Annotated in this window: 13 protein-coding genes and 1 CRISPR repeat array; of the genes, 8 read left to right on the top strand and 5 right to left on the bottom strand. The window is 40.7% G+C overall.

Annotated features, from left to right (window positions below):
* Positions 1–535: 535 nt before the first annotated feature.
* Positions 536–1,090, bottom strand: a complete 555-nt coding sequence (dpsA, locus tag VF06_RS02955) for a DNA starvation/stress protection protein DpsA (protein WP_099069777.1) — start codon at positions 1,088–1,090, stop codon at positions 536–538.
* A 271-nt stretch (positions 1,091–1,361) separates the two neighbouring features.
* Here dpsA and VF06_RS40215 point away from each other — a divergent pair, with 271 nt between their 5' ends.
* The 3 genes from VF06_RS40215 (at position 1,362) to VF06_RS02945 (ending at position 2,578) form a co-directional block, all read left to right on the top strand.
* Complete coding sequence (locus tag VF06_RS40215; protein ID WP_180267239.1) at positions 1,362–1,598, top strand: hypothetical protein; 237 nt, start codon at positions 1,362–1,364, stop codon at positions 1,596–1,598.
* Positions 1,585–1,842: an Asr1405/Asl0597 family protein gene (locus VF06_RS02950; RefSeq protein WP_099069776.1), complete on the top strand. Its 258-nt coding sequence runs from the start codon at positions 1,585–1,587 to the stop codon at positions 1,840–1,842. Before VF06_RS40215 ends, VF06_RS02950 begins: the two co-directional genes overlap by 14 nt.
* Positions 1,843–1,918: 76 nt before the next feature.
* Complete coding sequence (locus VF06_RS02945) at positions 1,919–2,578, top strand: (2Fe-2S) ferredoxin domain-containing protein (RefSeq protein WP_099069775.1); 660 nt, start codon at positions 1,919–1,921, stop codon at positions 2,576–2,578.
* A 213-nt stretch (positions 2,579–2,791) separates the two neighbouring features.
* Here the strand turns inward: VF06_RS02945 and VF06_RS02940 are convergent, their stop codons facing one another.
* Positions 2,792–4,126: a TrkH family potassium uptake protein gene (locus tag VF06_RS02940; protein ID WP_099069774.1), complete on the bottom strand. Its 1,335-nt coding sequence runs from the start codon at positions 4,124–4,126 to the stop codon at positions 2,792–2,794.
* Between the two features lie 462 nt (positions 4,127–4,588).
* On the opposite strand from VF06_RS02940, the gene VF06_RS02935 reads away from it, so the two are divergent.
* Positions 4,589–5,431 carry a methyltransferase domain-containing protein gene (locus VF06_RS02935; RefSeq protein ID WP_099069773.1) on the top strand — a complete coding sequence of 281 codons (843 nt, stop codon included), beginning with the start codon at positions 4,589–4,591 and terminating at the stop codon, positions 5,429–5,431.
* A gap of 458 nt (positions 5,432–5,889) precedes the next feature.
* Here VF06_RS02935 and VF06_RS02930 read toward each other — a convergent pair whose 3' ends face one another.
* Together VF06_RS02930 and ald are read right to left on the bottom strand one after the other, a co-directional pair.
* Complete coding sequence (locus VF06_RS02930; RefSeq protein WP_099069772.1) at positions 5,890–6,282, bottom strand: hypothetical protein; 393 nt, start codon at positions 6,280–6,282, stop codon at positions 5,890–5,892.
* Between the two features lie 322 nt (positions 6,283–6,604).
* Positions 6,605–8,292: a CRISPR direct-repeat array (repeat unit 37 nt; unit sequence GTTTCAATCCCTAATAGGGATTTTAGTTAATTGCAAT).
* A 303-nt stretch (positions 8,293–8,595) separates the two neighbouring features.
* Complete coding sequence (gene ald, locus VF06_RS02925) at positions 8,596–9,687, bottom strand: alanine dehydrogenase (RefSeq protein ID WP_099069771.1); 1,092 nt, start codon at positions 9,685–9,687, stop codon at positions 8,596–8,598.
* A gap of 581 nt (positions 9,688–10,268) precedes the next feature.
* Here ald and VF06_RS02920 point away from each other — a divergent pair.
* The 3 genes from VF06_RS02920 to VF06_RS02910 all read left to right on the top strand — a co-directional run bounded on the left by VF06_RS02920 (position 10,269) and on the right by VF06_RS02910 (position 12,417).
* Entirely contained in the window at positions 10,269–10,439 is a 171-nt protein-coding gene (locus VF06_RS02920) for a CAB/ELIP/HLIP family chlorophyll-binding protein (RefSeq protein ID WP_099069770.1), read from the top strand.
* 344 nt (positions 10,440–10,783) lie between these two features.
* A complete protein-coding gene (locus VF06_RS02915; protein WP_099069769.1) occupies positions 10,784–11,077 on the top strand; it encodes a hypothetical protein in 294 nt (97 codons plus the stop codon).
* Positions 11,078–11,343: 266 nt separating this feature from the next.
* Positions 11,344–12,417, top strand: coding sequence for a WD40 repeat domain-containing protein (locus tag VF06_RS02910; protein ID WP_180267240.1), 1,074 nt, complete (start codon positions 11,344–11,346; stop codon positions 12,415–12,417).
* Positions 12,418–13,274: 857 nt separating this feature from the next.
* Here the strand turns inward: VF06_RS02910 and rsmH are convergent.
* Positions 13,275–14,165: a 16S rRNA (cytosine(1402)-N(4))-methyltransferase RsmH gene (rsmH, locus tag VF06_RS02905; RefSeq protein WP_099069768.1), complete on the bottom strand. Its 891-nt coding sequence runs from the start codon at positions 14,163–14,165 to the stop codon at positions 13,275–13,277.
* Between the two features lie 422 nt (positions 14,166–14,587).
* Here rsmH and VF06_RS02900 point away from each other — a divergent pair, with 422 nt between their 5' ends.
* Positions 14,588–15,772: an NAD(P)H-quinone oxidoreductase subunit H gene (locus VF06_RS02900; RefSeq protein ID WP_099069767.1), complete on the top strand. Its 1,185-nt coding sequence runs from the start codon at positions 14,588–14,590 to the stop codon at positions 15,770–15,772.
* Positions 15,773–15,804 lie beyond the last annotated feature (32 nt).

Below are 15,804 nucleotides of genomic sequence, written 5' to 3'. Positions count from 1 at the left end.
ACGAGAATACAAATCCTGATTATTTTAAGGGTGTTTACCCCCTATCGTACTTTTTATTATTAAGTTTTCTAACTTGAACGGGGGCGGGGAGATTAGAGAGATGACAAAGATGAGGGGACAAGGAGAATAATTTCTCTGTCAACAGTCAACAGTCAACACCCCCATACCCAATGCCCCATACTCAATAGAGTATTTCCTATTTCTAAATTTTATTGAATTATGATGCTAAATTACTCCTGGCTCTTGCAAATAGTTTTTATTTACTTTGATGAAAATTTTCAATAAATGCCGATTGATGATGACAAATATTTGGCTGTTTATTTATAACAACTAGTTTAGCGATATCAAAATATATGTTGAATAACTAATTGCTAAATATTTTCAAGGTTAAATTCTGATGTAAATATGTTGACTTAGATTAAAAATGGCAGAGAAATAGGAATCCTACTCTCTGCCACCTTTTATAATCTTTTAAGAGTTAATACCGCTGATTTTTTCTTGCGCTGTAGGTAGAAAAATCTAGATTATGAGAGTTTTAGCTTTGAGCAGCTTGAACAAAGCCCAAGGTTAAGCTGTCTTTAGCGAGGAAGTGGGACAAATGATAAGCACGTTCCTCAGTTTTTAACAAAATCTTTTCGTAGAGATAGCGTGTAGCCCGATCCCCTAAACTCTCTGCCTGAGCAGCTTGGCGACGAATCACACCAATGATTGCTTGTTCGGCAGCTAGGTCATTTTCTACCATTTGGCGGGCAGAATATACGCCATCTGGTTCTTGTTCAAAACAGGTTAATTCTGCTAGTTTACTGAAGGTCGCAACTGGCACACCACCCAGTCCATCCAAGCGCTCTCCAATTTCGTGGATGTGGTCTTGCACTTCATTGTAGCTTTCGTTAAAAAACTCATGCAGAGAGTAAAATTCTGCACCTTCCACTACAAAATGATGCTTTTGGTACTGCAAGTAAAGTGCTTGAAAACTAGCTAATACAACGTTAAATCCTTCTGTAACTGGGGCAGTTACACTGCGATCTAGCAGTACAGGATTGTCATATACATGACCAAAATTTCGTAACAAAGTTTGCGTTTCAGACATTGTTCTCCTCGCTCTTTAACAGTTACAGTTTTTAACTGCTTAGTCTTTATATACTAACATTTTCATAATAATGGCAAGGCCTATTTGCTATGACGAAATTTTTAATTATTAGCTAGAAAAATTATCATTTTATTTATTTGTTGAATGTCAGAGATTGGGGCATGGGGCATTGGGCATAGGGCATGGGGAGGGAGAGAAGAGGACAACGGGACAAGGAAAATAATCCTTAACTCCTCACTCCTAACTCCTAACTCCTAACTCCTAACTCCCAATGCCCAATGCCCAATGCCCAATGCCCAATGCCCCATACCCAATGCCCAATGCCCCATGCCCAATGCCCCATCCCCAGCAATTATTTTTTTTCAAAGTTAATGAGAATTGTTTGCACTTAAGGTATGCTGGTTTTAAGAGGTTAAACTCCCATGACTTTCCAAAAGTAAGAAGTTATATCGCGGTATTTACTGCAAGTTTGTTGCACTTTGAGGGCAATTCTCTTGAAATCGTCTAGTTCAGAAGTCGAAAAAAAACACGTTGTAGAAGTTAATTGGGCAGACCGTTGGCAAGTCTATCAACGGCTACAGGAGTTGGACATTCCGTGTAGTTGTGTGACTAATCAGCCATTACAAGTTGAAATTAGTTCTCCCACTGCGGCTATTCAACTTTGGAGTGTGATGCGGCGATTTGCAGTTTCTCGTCAAGACCAAATCTCGACTCTTGAATGCTGCTGGAAAAGTCGTTATCAAAAGCCTTAATCTACGTGGCCAATTTTTACCTGGTGCTGAAAAAATCGCTGTAGCTAGCTTGTATGAGTTAAAAGGAGGTTAAAAAATGGGTGCATGTCAGAGTTTAGAAGTATCGGAATTTTGCCTTGAGGGCAGGTTTATTGATTTTGTTATGAAAGATGGTTATAAGCTAAAGGGCTTATTGCTGAGTACTCATGAGGGTGAATGTTATGTGAAACTGGCTAAACATTTACGGGCTGCTTTTGATTTGCGGCTACCACGAGGTACTTGGCTACAAGTTTTTGGTTACAAAAAATACGATATAAAAAAAGACAAAGTTACACTGAAAGCCGAACGAGTGATGGCGGCGCGTTCTGAAATGGCGAGAGTTCAAGCTATTGCTGCACCACAAGAACCCCCATCAATTGATAGTGGGAAGGTAAGACCACCGAAGACGAAAGCAACAATTTTGGTGTGTCAAAAGTCTGATTGCATGAAACGCGGTGGTAGAGGAGTTTGTCAGGCTTTAGAAGCTGCTTTAAGCGATCGCGGTTTAGAAGACCAAGTTACAATCAAGGGCACTGGTTGTATGAAAAACTGCAAAGGCGGGCCAAATGTAGTTATGCCCGATAAAACCCGCTACAGCCAAATTCAAGCATCACAAGTCCCAGCACTGATGAATAAGCATTTTGCTGACAAAGGTTTAGACCCCCAACCACCAGAAAGTTTTAAAGAAGTACCAATAATTAACCCCAAGTTTTGCTGAGGTCGATAGTAAGACCTGAACTACTTAATGAGAAAATCTAATAGTAAGTTTTTAGTGTGTTCCCTGGATACTCGGCAGTAGTCTTTGAAAGATTTTTGCAAGAGTTTGGAGTTTGGAGTTAGGAGTTATGAGTTTGGAGTTTGGAGTTAGGAGTTTGGAGTTATTCTCCCTTGTCTCCCCATCTCCCCATCTCCCTCGTCTCCCTCATCTCCCTCATCCCACCAGTAAGTTTTCTTCCGGATAATGAATTCTAGTAGGCCGCGGATCTCCTAGTATGGCGGACATTAGTAGCAAAACACCTACTCGTCCAACGTACATGGTGATAATTAAGATTAGTTTGGCTGCTATGGATACGGTTCCTGTGATACCTGTGGAAAGTCCTACGGTGGCGAAGGCTGATACTACTTCAAACAAAATTTGAATAAAATCCAAAGTTGGATCTGTGAGACTGATTAAAGTAGTCGCTAAAATCAGTGTGGTTACCGAACCCACTAATACACCCACGGCTTTCAAAATTAAAGATATTGCTATCTTGCGTTCGTATAATAAAACTTCTTCTTTGCCCTGTAGAATTGCTTTGGTGCAACTAGTTAAGACTCTCAGGGTTGTTGTTTTCATACCCCCTCCCGTACCACCTGGACTCGCACCAATAAACATGAGGGCAATTGTAATAAATAAACCAGCTGTGGTCATTTTGCTAATGTCAATGGTGTTAAAGCCAGCAGTTCTCGGTGTAACTGATTGAAACCAAGCTACTAATATTTGGTCGTAGAAATTTAACGAACCAAATGTTGCAGGATTTCTTACTTCTATACAGAAAAACGCAATAGTTCCGAGAATTAACAAGATAATTGTTGTGCTGGTGGCAACTTTAAAGTCTAGGGAAAATATTTGGCAACTAGTTTTTCTTAAAATGCGATCGCGCAACCAAAGATACATTTCTAATATTACTTGATAGCCTATGCCACCAAAAATAATCAACGTTGTGATGGTGAAGACTACTAAGAAAGATGACTGATAGCCAATCAAGTTATCTTTAAATAAACTAAATCCGGCATTATTCCAAGCATTGATACTATGAAAAATCGCTAACCACAGTCCATTTTGCCAACCATATTCAGGAACAAAAGCCAGCAAAAGTAAAAAGACACCAGTAATTTCAAAAATCAATGTTGTGGCAATAATTGAGCGGATAACTTGGCTACTACCACTCATTCCCGGTCGGTCTAAAGCCTGTTGAATTGCGATTTTTTGCCGCATATCAAACTTACGCCCTATGAGCAAAATCAGAAATGTGGTAGTTGTCATATAACCCAATCCGCCAACCTGAGCTAATAGGGCAATAAACAACTGACCCCAAAAGGAAAAATAAGTACCAGGGTCAACTACTGATAAACCTGTAACGCAAACTGCGGACGTAGAGGTGAATAATGCCACAATAAAGTTATTCCACGTACCACTGCTAGTGGAAAAAGGCATCATCAATAAGATAGTCCCTATAGCAATGACAGCCAAAAATCCCAAACAAATTGTCCGAGCAACAGTCATAATAAATTTAAAATTCAAATTTCAAAATTCACACATTAATAAAGCTAAATTAATATCGATTGGTACATGCTTGAGTTTTTAGCATTATTTGTAATTATCAAAAAGAATTCAGAAGTCAAGAGTCAGAATTCAGTCGGGTATTTTGTGCGACTGGCGTCTGAATAATCAGCGTTTTTGCACCCCCACAAAATCGTAGATTTGGTGGTCTACAATCAGTATTGGGTCTTCGAGCGTCTTGATTCTGAATTCTGAATTCTGAATTCTGTATTCTGTATTCTTCTTCAATGGTATAAATTAAGCTCAGAACAGTTGATTGAGGTAAAGTTGAGAAATGTTTCCCATGAGGATATATCATGGCTTACTTTCTCTGGAACAAAAATACCCTTATTTAATTAAAAACATACATGGTAGCCTAACGAATATGTTTTTTTAAACAATGCTTTATCTTGAGACTACTTTTTCATGAGTGCAACACCATACCAGCAAATTCAACAATTCTACGATGCTTCCTCTGGTCTTTGGGAACAGATTTGGGGAGAACATATGCACCACGGCTACTATGGGGCTGATGGTGGGGAGAAAAAAAACCGTCGTCAAGCACAAATTGACTTAATTGAAGAATTACTCAGTTGGGCAAAGGTGGAGGCGGCTGAAAATATTTTGGATGTGGGTTGTGGCATTGGGGGTAGTTCTTTATACTTGACAGAAAAGTTTCATGCTGAAGCTACAGGGATTACATTAAGCCCCGTACAAGCCGCCAGAGCAAAAGAACGTGCCCTAGAGGCGAATTTGGGTGAAAGAACCAAATTCCAGGTGGCCAATGCCCAAGAAATGCCTTTTGATGATAATTATTTTGACTTGGTTTGGTCGTTGGAAAGTGGCGAACACATGCCAGATAAAACCAAGTTTATGCAAGAGTGTTATCGGGTGCTGAAGCCTGGTGGTACGTTTATTATGGTGACTTGGTGTCATCGACCAACTGCTGAGTCACCACTAACGCCAGATGAGGAAAAGCACTTACAGGATATTTATCGAGTTTATTGTTTGCCTTATGTAATTTCTTTACCGGAGTATGAAGCGATCGCCCGTGAATTACCATTAAACAATATCCGCACTGCTGATTGGTCGCAGGCTGTAGCACCATTTTGGGATGTAGTCATTGATTCCGCTTTTACTCCCCAAGCCCTTTGGGGTTTACTCAACGCTGGTTGGACTACCATTCAAGGGGCGCTTTCACTGGGGTTAATGCGTCGCGGTTATCAGCGCGGGTTAATTCGGTTCGGCTTGCTGTGCGGTAGTAAATAAATCAGCTAATGCGCGCTAAAAAAAACTACTGGTGGTAGTTGACTGTTGACTGTTGACTGTTAACCGCAAACACATTTCACTGATGGGTTCGGTAAACATTGAGATAAAGCTTTTTTGCTTTGTTCTAAGAGCATGTTTGAAAAGTCATGATTGATGTATCAAATCTTTTTTACCCCTCCCTAGCCCTCCCCTTGGAAAGGGGAGGGGACTGGATTTTTCTTGTTTCCCCCCTTTACAAGGGGGGACTAAGGGGGGTAAGAACGTAATTAAAATCACAGCCAATCACTTTTCAAACAACCTCTAAAGCAGCCAGCATAAATATCTCATGCATTTTTTTGTATCAATTATTATAAGATATAGCGTTTCCTAGTGTGCTGAGGTAGAAATCTCCGCGTCCCTGGAGGGTTTAAAAATATTATCGATACCTCAGTTAACTGGGAATCGCAGACTTTTTATAATTAAAATTGAGTCACTGTTAGTTTAATGCCAGAATCAAGTTTAGGAACCTTGAAATATTCAACTGGTTCATAATTTTGATTTCTTCGGGCGTTTGTTAGCTGCGGACATTCCTTGAAGAATGACTCCGGGTTATTGAGGATTTCCAGGGGGTTGATTTTTGCACATTCTTGGTCTTGGACTCCTGAAATAGATTGAGAAGTTGGTCTGAGATTAAAAGTCTGTCCGCTAAAATTTCTCCACTTAGTATTAATGGAGGCGGGTTGAGTCAATAAAGCTTCAGCCTGATTGCCATCGCTTGTTGCATTTGGGACATTCTGTTCGTTACCATAGGCACTCTGGGGAAGAGCAAGTGCGCTCATTACAACAATTAAGGGAATAGAAAAGGATTTCATTGTTAAATTTCTCAAGTTTGTCAGTTTAATAATTACAATCGCTCAGATACGGATACCGAAAAATAGGAGCCTAGTTTTAATACTTCTTAAAGCATATCCAAAGAGGAAAGCGATCGCCATACACTGAATGGGTGAAATATTGTACTAAGTCTGAGGGCGATAAGGCAAAAATGACCTCAAATGCCAGTACTCCACCGATACAATCATAATGGCGATCGCTATTCAATAGACCTCTTGTTCTCAAATGCTTGCTATATCTTCCTCTGCATTGAGAATCCGCGTAACTTCAAGGCTTTTATTTCGTACAAACTCAAAAATCAGAGTTTCAATCCCTAATAGGGATTTTAGTTAATTGCAATCCGCCTTAAATTTTTGGCGATAAGTATTAAAATCGTTTCAATCCCTAATAGGGATTTTAGTTAATTGCAATAGTGCCAAGTATCGATCCGATGCTCGTGCTTTATGTTTCAATCCCTAATAGGGATTTTAGTTAATTGCAATTAGTAGTCGGTTTCTGCTTAATTCTGGTTAGCCGTTTCAATCCCTAATAGGGATTTTAGTTAATTGCAATCCAAAGCGCTAGCAACACTCGCTCGCATAAACCCTATGGTTTCAATCCCTAATAGGGATTTTAGTTAATTGCAATTGGGGGCCGAGGAAGGAGATGCCACACAAGATGTTTCAATCCCTAATAGGGATTTTAGTTAATTGCAATAATTGGCTGCACTTAGATAGGGTGCTCAACATGATGTTTCAATCCCTAATAGGGATTTTAGTTAATTGCAATTTTGATGTCAGGGTCGAACAGCGCAATTTGTTCTACAAAGGTTTCAATCCCTAATAGGGATTTTAGTTAATTGCAATGGCAATGCCCTCAAATCATTCCTGGTGGTAGGTGTTTCAATCCCTAATAGGGATTTTAGTTAATTGCAATTCGCTCCCTCGACGATTCTAATATCATCTTCCAAGTTTCAATCCCTAATAGGGATTTTAGTTAATTGCAATATTTTTGTGGTGATTAAGTGGCAGCCTGAGCCAGGTTTCAATCCCTAATAGGGATTTTAGTTAATTGCAATCTTCCACGGGTTACAGGTACACTTGTAAGGTCTGTGTTTCAATCCCTAATAGGGATTTTAGTTAATTGCAATCCGATCGTAGTAGCCAGGGAACCGCTCAGTACTTGTTTCAATCCCTAATAGGGATTTTAGTTAATTGCAATGAAGCGGGAACAGTTTCTCAAGTAAGAGCAGATGTTTCAATCCCTAATAGGGATTTTAGTTAATTGCAATATTTAGAGATTGCTAATACAGCAGATTTGATATTGTTTCAATCCCTAATAGGGATTTTAGTTAATTGCAATGATTGGGGATTTGAGTATATTAATTTTTCTGATTTGTTTCAATCCCTAATAGGGATTTTAGTTAATTGCAATTTGTGATAAATTGTCCTCTCCTTGCAAGTTAATATTGTTTCAATCCCTAATAGGGATTTTAGTTAATTGCAATTTAATAATTTATATTAAAAGGATAATAAATATGGGTTTCAATCCCTAATAGGGATTTTAGTTAATTGCAATCAGATTCATCAAGTATAAGTCCTCTGCATTCTCTGTTTCAATCCCTAATAGGGATTTTAGTTAATTGCAATAGCAAGGAAGGTTCCATTAGCCATTATCCTTTTGTTTCAATCCCTAATAGGGATTTTAGTTAATTGCAATTGCGCCTAAAGGTCATGTAAGCAACCCAGAGGGGCATGTTTCAATCCCTAATAGGGATTTTAGTTAATTGCAATCCTACAATCGCTACAAAGATTTGATTAATCCCTACCCACAAGTTTCAATCCCTAATAGGGATTTTAGTTAATTGCAATAACTGGCTTAAGTTGTGTCATTAGAAATTATCTGTTTCAATCCCTAATAGGGATTTTAGTTAATTGCAATAATGTTGTTGCATTGCCTGAAGCTCTGGGTCATTGTTTCAATCCCTAATAGGGATTTTAGTTAATTGCAATCGCCGGCACTAAAAAGACTTGCTGTATTTGGTTTTCAAGGTGCAGTTGCGCGGATGTACAGAATGATAACACAGGAAATGGTAGTCAAACAATTCAAAATTGCTGAAACTCAGTCTCCGTAAGGTGCGCGGATGGTTTAAAAGTTCTATAGTCGTCAAAACCTTGTACACATTGAGATGCAGCCATTTTTTGCTGGCTTTGATTTTCTACAGCTACCCATCCGCGCATTTGGTAACGAAATTAGTCTAATTGATGAAGATTGCCACCATTAGCATAGGCGATCGCCCAACACTTGCACAGCTTCTAACTCACTAAATCAGGAAAAACCTCTTGCACAGCAGGATGCACTAATTTATGATTTTGCACATTCACACCTTTAGCTAAAGCTGGGTTTACTTCTAATGCTTTAATTCCCAAGTTCGCTAACTGCACAACATAAGGTAATGTACTGTTATTGAGTGCCTGAGTTGCTGTCCAAGGTACGGCTCCTGGCATATTGGGAACGCCATAATGCACCACACCCTCTTCAATATATACAGGATTTGTGTGAGATGTGACATGTAACGTTTCCACACAACCACCTTGATCTACAGCAACATCAACTATTACTGACCCAGGATGCATTTGTTTGACCAATTCGCGGGATACTAAAGTTGGTGCCCTACGTCCCAGAACTAAAACTGCACCGATGAGCAAGTCGGCTTCTTTAACTGCGGCTTCAATATGAGCTGAGTTGCTGTAAAGAAATTCCACTCTAGAGCCAAATAAGGTTTCTAAATAAGATAACCGCTCGACGTTCACATCTAAAATTTGGACGCTAGCACCCATACCCACAGCAATTTTAGCTGCTTCTGTGCCCACAACACCGCCACCGAGAATTACCACTTTACCCGGTTTGACTCCAGGTACACCACCCAAAAGCACACCTCTACCGCCTTGCTGACGTTCTAGAAATCTGGCTCCAAATTGGACTGCAAGCCGACCAGCAATTACGCTCATGGGACTCAGCAGAGGTAATTTGTTAGCACCTGGTTGTTCTACAGTTTCGTAGGCAATGGCGCAAGTGCCACAATCAATTAAATGTTCTGTTAATTTGCGATCTGCTGCTAAGTGTAAATAAGTAAATAATACTTGCCCTTTTTGCAAAAAACTATACTCTGATTTTAACGGTTCTTTGACTTTTACCACCAATTCCCGATTCCAAGCCGCTTCTGCTGTGGGGACAATTTCTGCTCCCGCACTGACGTAGTCCTCATCTGTAAATCCAGCACCATCACCTGCTTGAGTCTGGACAAAGATACTATGACCATTTTCTCGCAACACCCGCACACTCGAAGGACTTAAACCCACCCGAAATTCTAAATCTTTAGTTTCCTTCGGAACACCAATTTCCATATACCGCCTCTGATAATTTTTTTGTTTAACTGTAGCCTGCCAATCTCAAGCTTGCTACCGATCCATAGGCGATAGCTGTATTAGAAATAGCTATTCTTTCTCTGGAGCCTGTAAATTTAATCTAAATAGCTGCAAATTCTCACTCTTGACTATTGCCTCAGTATTAATACAATATATAAAGAATAGTAACGATTTATTAAAAAAGTGGCTGCAAGCTGCTCTTTAGGAAGCCTTAGCTAAACTTATCGAGTCATCTTGCATCCCAGAACTGTCAAAATCAGCTAGGGAACTCCAAAAAATCAATTATTCCGATTTAGGTCGTTGACTGTTGACGGTTCACAGTTCACCGTCAAGAGTTAACAGTCAACGGTCAACACCAGCAACGGAATATTCTTTTACTTGGAAGTCCCCCAAAGGTGGAAGTTTTCTAAACAAGAACAGGGTCTAGGGTAAAGGATCTTGTTCGCACCTTAACCTTTGACACTCAACAGCCAACACCAAAAGATGTGCAATTTAAATGCACGACACCTAAGACAAAGTCCGATATTAAGTCCCGTTTGCCGAAAAGAGGTTTCTAAAAAATGACACAATCACAACCGACAATTACACCTAAACTAGACGAACCGAAGTTTGGCTTTAACGAATATGCTGAGCGGTTGAATGGTCGAGCTGCAATGATTGGCTTTGCCTTAATGTTGGTGATTGAATACGTCACTAATCAAGGGGTGTTATCATGGCTTGGTCTAAAATAGTGCCACCAAGAAACACGCAACAAACACACGTACAAATTGTAAGCTAGTATTTAGAGGAGTTTTAACCAGCTGGTATAACCAGTTGGTTTTGACTTTCAGGGCTGATATTTGTAAATTGTTATCCTAGAATGTAACCAAGAGAGGAATCTAAATATCTATTATTGACTAAAATATCCGAAAAGTTGCAATTAGCACATGTAACAACATTAAAGAGTAGACTTCCTCCCCTACTCAAGAAAGTCATAAATATTAGTTTATGCCTTCCATGAAAAAGGCAAAATATGGGTGAGGTATTCTTGGTCAAGAATATACACAAAAGGTGAACTGGAACCAATCAACCTGTGATGAATGCTGTATTACCTCGTTTTTTGAAATCAACCTACCGCAAAGAACCACTAATCACTATATTGATTACGATGGGACTGGTAGATGCCCTGATTGGCGGATTGGATGATAGCTGGTCGTTGTTTGCTTTTGGTTTGGGAACGGCGGGGATAGCGCTAGGCTTAAAGTTGTGGCGTATCCAACAGCGTCGTCCTCTACCAGAGGAGCCTATAGTACAACATTACTTGCCCTCTCGTTCCTCTAGTCCACCTTTACCAATGCTAAGTGTTTCTAAGAAAAAACCACCTCTTTAGGGAGTGTTGAGTTAAAAATTAGGAGTTAGGAGGTAGGAGTTAGGAGTTAGGAGTTATACCAATTCACCAAAATATTGATACACATACAATAACCTGTAGGGGCGAACGGCTGTACCCTGCGGGAAAACAGAGCCTACGCCCTTACCCTTGTATTTGTATCATTTATAAAGTGAAATGGTATTAGGAGTTATGAGTTATAGTTCATAACTCTCAGATTTTTGTATGTATATGTTTTTTTATACCTAATCAAAAAGTGAGGCAAAGTAGTGAGGAGTGAGGGAAGAGGAGGGGGTAATTTCCGGCGTAGGTATATTATTCTGGCATCAATAATAGCTGTTGCCCTTCCAGTAATTACTTGGGAAGGGTTTTATAGTCATCAAGCTAATGCTGTCATTGAATTTGCACCAAACTCCGAAACTACAAATAGGTTTGCCAATTTTCAATTACTTTATACCCTCAAAGGACATACCGGAACTGTTAAATCCCTAGCATTCACTCCAGATAGCAGAATTCTTATCAGTGGTGGTGCGGAAAATGAAGGTATAATTCGTCTGTGGAATCCAGCAAACGGCAAAAAATTCGGGGATATTAACAAAGCACACAAAAGTGCCGTGGAATCTTTAATAATTTCGCCAGATGGTCGAACCTTGGTTAGTTGTAGTACTGACAACACCATTAACCTCTGGAATGTGAAAAATTTTAAATTTAAATTTAGCCGCTCCTTTGTAGGACATACCAGTAACGTATTATCTTTAGCGGTATCCCCTGATAGTAAAGTTTTAATTAGCGGTGCTTTAGATGGAATTCGCTTGTGGGATTTATTGCAGCAGCGCCCACTGGGTAGTTTAGCACGCTTCAACAATTTGATTTATGCGGTGGCTATTAGTCCTGATGGGCAAACCTTGGCTAGTGGTGACGATAAAGGTGTGATTAAGTTGTGGAGCTTGAGTAGTGGTAAATTAATCAGTGAATCAGTGGCTCATACTAATTCCGTAACCGCAGTTGCTTTTACACCGGACGGAAAAACATTGATTAGTGCTAGCCGCGATCGCACTGTTAAAGTGTGGAATGTCAATAGTGGAGAATTATTCCGCACCCTCACAGGACACAATAACTGGGTAAATGCGATCGCCATTAACCCAGACGGACAAACCCTAGCTAGTGCTGGTAAAGATGGTATTAGATTGTGGAATATCACTTCAGGTGAGTTAATTAATACATTCAGCGCACATACAGACTGGGTAAGTGCGATCGCTTTTAGTCCAAATGGGCAAATTCTAGCCAGTGGTGGATTCGATCGACAAATCAAAATTTGGGGAATTCCAGTCCAACGTAAGTAATAGCAAATTACACAGAATGCGTGTCATAACTGTGGTAAAGATAACTTATTTCTTGACTTCAGATAACTCTTCACTTTGGATACCAATTTAAAGAATTCAGCACCCAAGAGTCACAATTTAGAAGTATCTAGTAGAACAGTAAATTTGTTTATCAAATATTTATCAAGAAAGAATTCAGGAGTCAGGAGTCAGAATTCAGAATCGAATTAAAGTCCGACTGGTGAATGAATAAGTGGGTTTAAGACCCCCTCCAAATTTAAAATTTGGTGGACTGCAATCAGTCGCGGGTCTGAATCCCCGACTGATAGCGCAGCGTTAGCGAGTCCGCGTTCGCGTAGCGTCTTGTAGGGAGCGTCTTGATTCTGACTCCTGTTAGCGGTAGCGGGGCGTTTAGCCCATTCTGACTTCTGAGTTCTTCTTCAATCTCGTTCTTTAACCCTTTTGAATCCTGGATTCTGACTCCTGAATTCTTACAAATTGCAAACTTCGTTACAGCAATTTCATTTATTAGCAAAGTAATCTGTAATTACCCTCCGATTGCTTAACCAAACCGTCCTAATTAATATAGTGGCGGTTTTTTTAATTGATTAATATTAATTTGGTTATTGCTGATTTCATCTATGAAAACGATTGTGTATATAAGTAGCTCAACCTAAAAAAACGTCATACGTAGATGTCAATAAATGTAGGGTGTGTTATGCCGTAGGCTAACGCACCTCTGTAGACTGTACTATAGCAATTGAGGTGCGTTACGCTTTGCGATAACGCACCCTACCATTGTTTTATGTTTAATTAAGTTGACCTACTTATCAAAATCTTTGTAGAGACGTTGCATTGCAACTTCTCTACATGTCGATTCACTCTTGCTTTCTTTCTGCTATCCTCAACTTGGCCGATCGCGATCGCGGATTCTTATTAATTTCTTCTTCAGATGCAATAATTGGTTTTTTTGTCAAGACTTTTAATAAAGGTGAATTTCTCAAACCATGTTTTACCAAACGGTCTTCTAGGCTGTGAAAACTGATAATTGCAATTCTGCCACCGGGGACAAGGGCGTTTGGTGCTTTATCCAAAAAAGTTTCTAAGGATTTTAGCTCATCATTGACCACAATTCGCAGAGCTTGAAAAACACGAGTAGCAGGGTGAATTCTACCATAACGGTATTTGGGGGGAACGCAACCGGCGATCGCTTGGGCCAACTCAACAGTGGTGTGAAACGGACGGCGTTCGATGATGCGTCTAGCAATACGGCGCGATAATCTCTCTTCACCGTACTCAAAAAAAACTTGAGCTAATTCGGCTTCATCCCAATTATTAATCACATCAGCAGCAGTTAGCGATCGCCCGCGATCCATTCGCATATCCAAACTCGCATCCTGGCGAAAGCTAAAACCCCTCTCTGGCTGGTCTAAATGGTAAGAACTCACCCCCAAATCCGCGAGGATACCATCGAAAGTGTGAGGGGAAAACTCGTAGGTAGCAAAATTGCGATGAATAAATTGTACGCCATGACTAAATTCAGCTAAATTCTTTCGCGCCGCAGCTAAAGCATCTTCATCTTGGTCAATTGCCGTTACCCGCACATCCGCAGCAGCTTCTAAAATTAGCCGACTGTGACCGCCACCACCTACTGTTACATCTAAATAATGCCCGCCGGGACGCACCGCCAGATTTTCAATTATCTCCCGACCCAACACTGGCACATGAAAAAATTCCTGCGCCTCAAGTTCTTGATATCCAGCTTCCATATAATAGTTGAAGAAGTGCAACAAAATGAAACATCAAGTAAAACCTCTCCTCTGTCACCCCCTCTCAAACATACCCCTGTATGGGCAATAGATTTAAGGGAACTCCAAAAAATAAATTGTTCCGATTCAGGTCGTTGACTGTTCACTGTTGACTGCTGACTGTCAACGGTCAACGGTCAAAAGTTAACAGTTAACAGTCTTCTGTGGAATATTTTTTTACTTGGAAGTCCCTAAAAGTATTGCCTCTAATAGTCTGTCAAATTGAAAGTTGAGGCTAATGTCAGGACATGGGAAAATTTTGATTCTCCTCGTCCTTGCGTCTCCCCATCCCCCCGTCAATCCCTGACAGACAAAATAATTGTGTCTAGTTGGCATCTTAGCGGTTCGATTCAAAATTGTCACAACGGGAGAACACTAAATCTATGACCAGAATAGAAACCCGCACTGAACCGATGGTGCTAAATATGGGGCCACACCACCCCTCAATGCACGGAGTTCTGCGGCTAATTGTCACCTTGGACGGCGAGGATGTCGTTGACTGCGAACCAGTTATTGGCTACCTCCACCGAGGAATGGAAAAAATTGCTGAGAACCGCACTAACGTCATGTACGTCCCCTATGTTAGTCGCTGGGACTACGCTGCGGGAATGTTCAACGAAGCCGTCACCGTCAACGCACCGGAAAAACTAGCAGGTGTCGCTGTTCCCAAACGCGCTAGTTACATCCGCGTAATTATGCTGGAGTTGAACCGCATCGCCAACCACTTGCTGTGGTTCGGCCCCTTCCTCGCTGACGTTGGCGCTCAAACTCCCTTCTTTTACCAATTCCGGGAACGGGAGATGATTTATGATTTGTGGGAAGCCGCCACAGGTTACCGGATGGTAAATAATAACTACTTCCGCGTCGGTGGCGTGGCGGTTGATTTGCCTTATGGCTGGGTAGATAAGTGTGCGGAATTCTGCGATTACTTGATACCCAAAATTGATGAATACGAACGCTTGGTAACCGATAACCCCATCTTCCGCCGGCGTGTTGAAGGTATCGGGACTATCACCCGTGAAGAAGCAATTAACTGGGGACTTTCTGGCCCGATGTTACGCGCATCTGGCGTGAAATGGGATTTGCGGAAAGTTGACCATTACGAATGCTACGACGATTTCGACTGGGATGTACAATGGGAAACTGCTGGCGATTGCTTTGCCCGTTACGTGGTGCGGATGCGGGAAATGCGCGAATCTGTGAAGATTATTCGCCAAGCAATTAAAGGACTTCCTGGCGGCCCTTATGAAAATCTCGAAGCCAAGCGTTTAGCCGCAGGTAAAAAATCTGAGTGGGACGCTTTTGATTATCAGTACATCGGTAAAAAAGTTTCCCCCACCTTCAAAATTCCCAAAGGTGAAATCTACGCCCGTGTAGAAAGTGGCAAAGGTGAACTCGGAATTTATCTAGTAGGCGATGATAACGTCTTCCCTGCACGCTGGAAGATTCGCCCTGCTGACTTCAACAACCTCCAGATTCTCCCACATTTACTGCGTGGAATGAAGGTTGCTGATATTGTGGTAATTCTCGGCAGTATTGACGTGATTATGGGTTCTGTGGATAGGTAGAAAATCTCCATCCAAGTATTTTTTAGAGCAGT

Origin of the sequence: Nostoc linckia z4, assembly GCF_002608075.1 — a bacterium.
In the GTDB taxonomy this organism is placed as follows: Bacteria; Cyanobacteriota; Cyanobacteriia; order Cyanobacteriales; family Nostocaceae; genus Nostoc; species Nostoc linckia.
Note: the sequence above shows the minus strand (reverse complement) of the source record. Positions and strands in the feature narration are given on the sequence as shown.

Bases quoted from the DNA above. Each gene is read 5' to 3' on its own strand.
- dpsA (WP_099069777.1), bottom strand. From the start codon at position 1,090: ATGTCTGAAACGCAAACTTTGTTACGAAATTTTGGTCATGTATATGAC.
- VF06_RS40215 (WP_180267239.1), top strand. From the start codon at position 1,362: ATGCCCAATGCCCAATGCCCAATGCCCAATGCCCCATACCCAATGCCC.
- VF06_RS02945 (WP_099069775.1), top strand. From the start codon at position 1,919: ATGGGTGCATGTCAGAGTTTAGAAGTATCGGAATTTTGCCTTGAGGGC.
- VF06_RS02940 (WP_099069774.1), bottom strand. From the start codon at position 4,126: ATGACTGTTGCTCGGACAATTTGTTTGGGATTTTTGGCTGTCATTGCT.
- VF06_RS02935 (WP_099069773.1), top strand. From the start codon at position 4,589: ATGAGTGCAACACCATACCAGCAAATTCAACAATTCTACGATGCTTCC.
- VF06_RS02930 (WP_099069772.1), bottom strand. From the start codon at position 6,282: ATGAAATCCTTTTCTATTCCCTTAATTGTTGTAATGAGCGCACTTGCT.
- ald (WP_099069771.1), bottom strand. From the start codon at position 9,687: ATGGAAATTGGTGTTCCGAAGGAAACTAAAGATTTAGAATTTCGGGTG.
- VF06_RS02920 (WP_099069770.1), top strand. From the start codon at position 10,269: ATGACACAATCACAACCGACAATTACACCTAAACTAGACGAACCGAAG.
- VF06_RS02915 (WP_099069769.1), top strand. From the start codon at position 10,784: ATGAATGCTGTATTACCTCGTTTTTTGAAATCAACCTACCGCAAAGAA.
- rsmH (WP_099069768.1), bottom strand. From the start codon at position 14,165: ATGGAAGCTGGATATCAAGAACTTGAGGCGCAGGAATTTTTTCATGTG.
- VF06_RS02900 (WP_099069767.1), top strand. From the start codon at position 14,588: ATGACCAGAATAGAAACCCGCACTGAACCGATGGTGCTAAATATGGGG.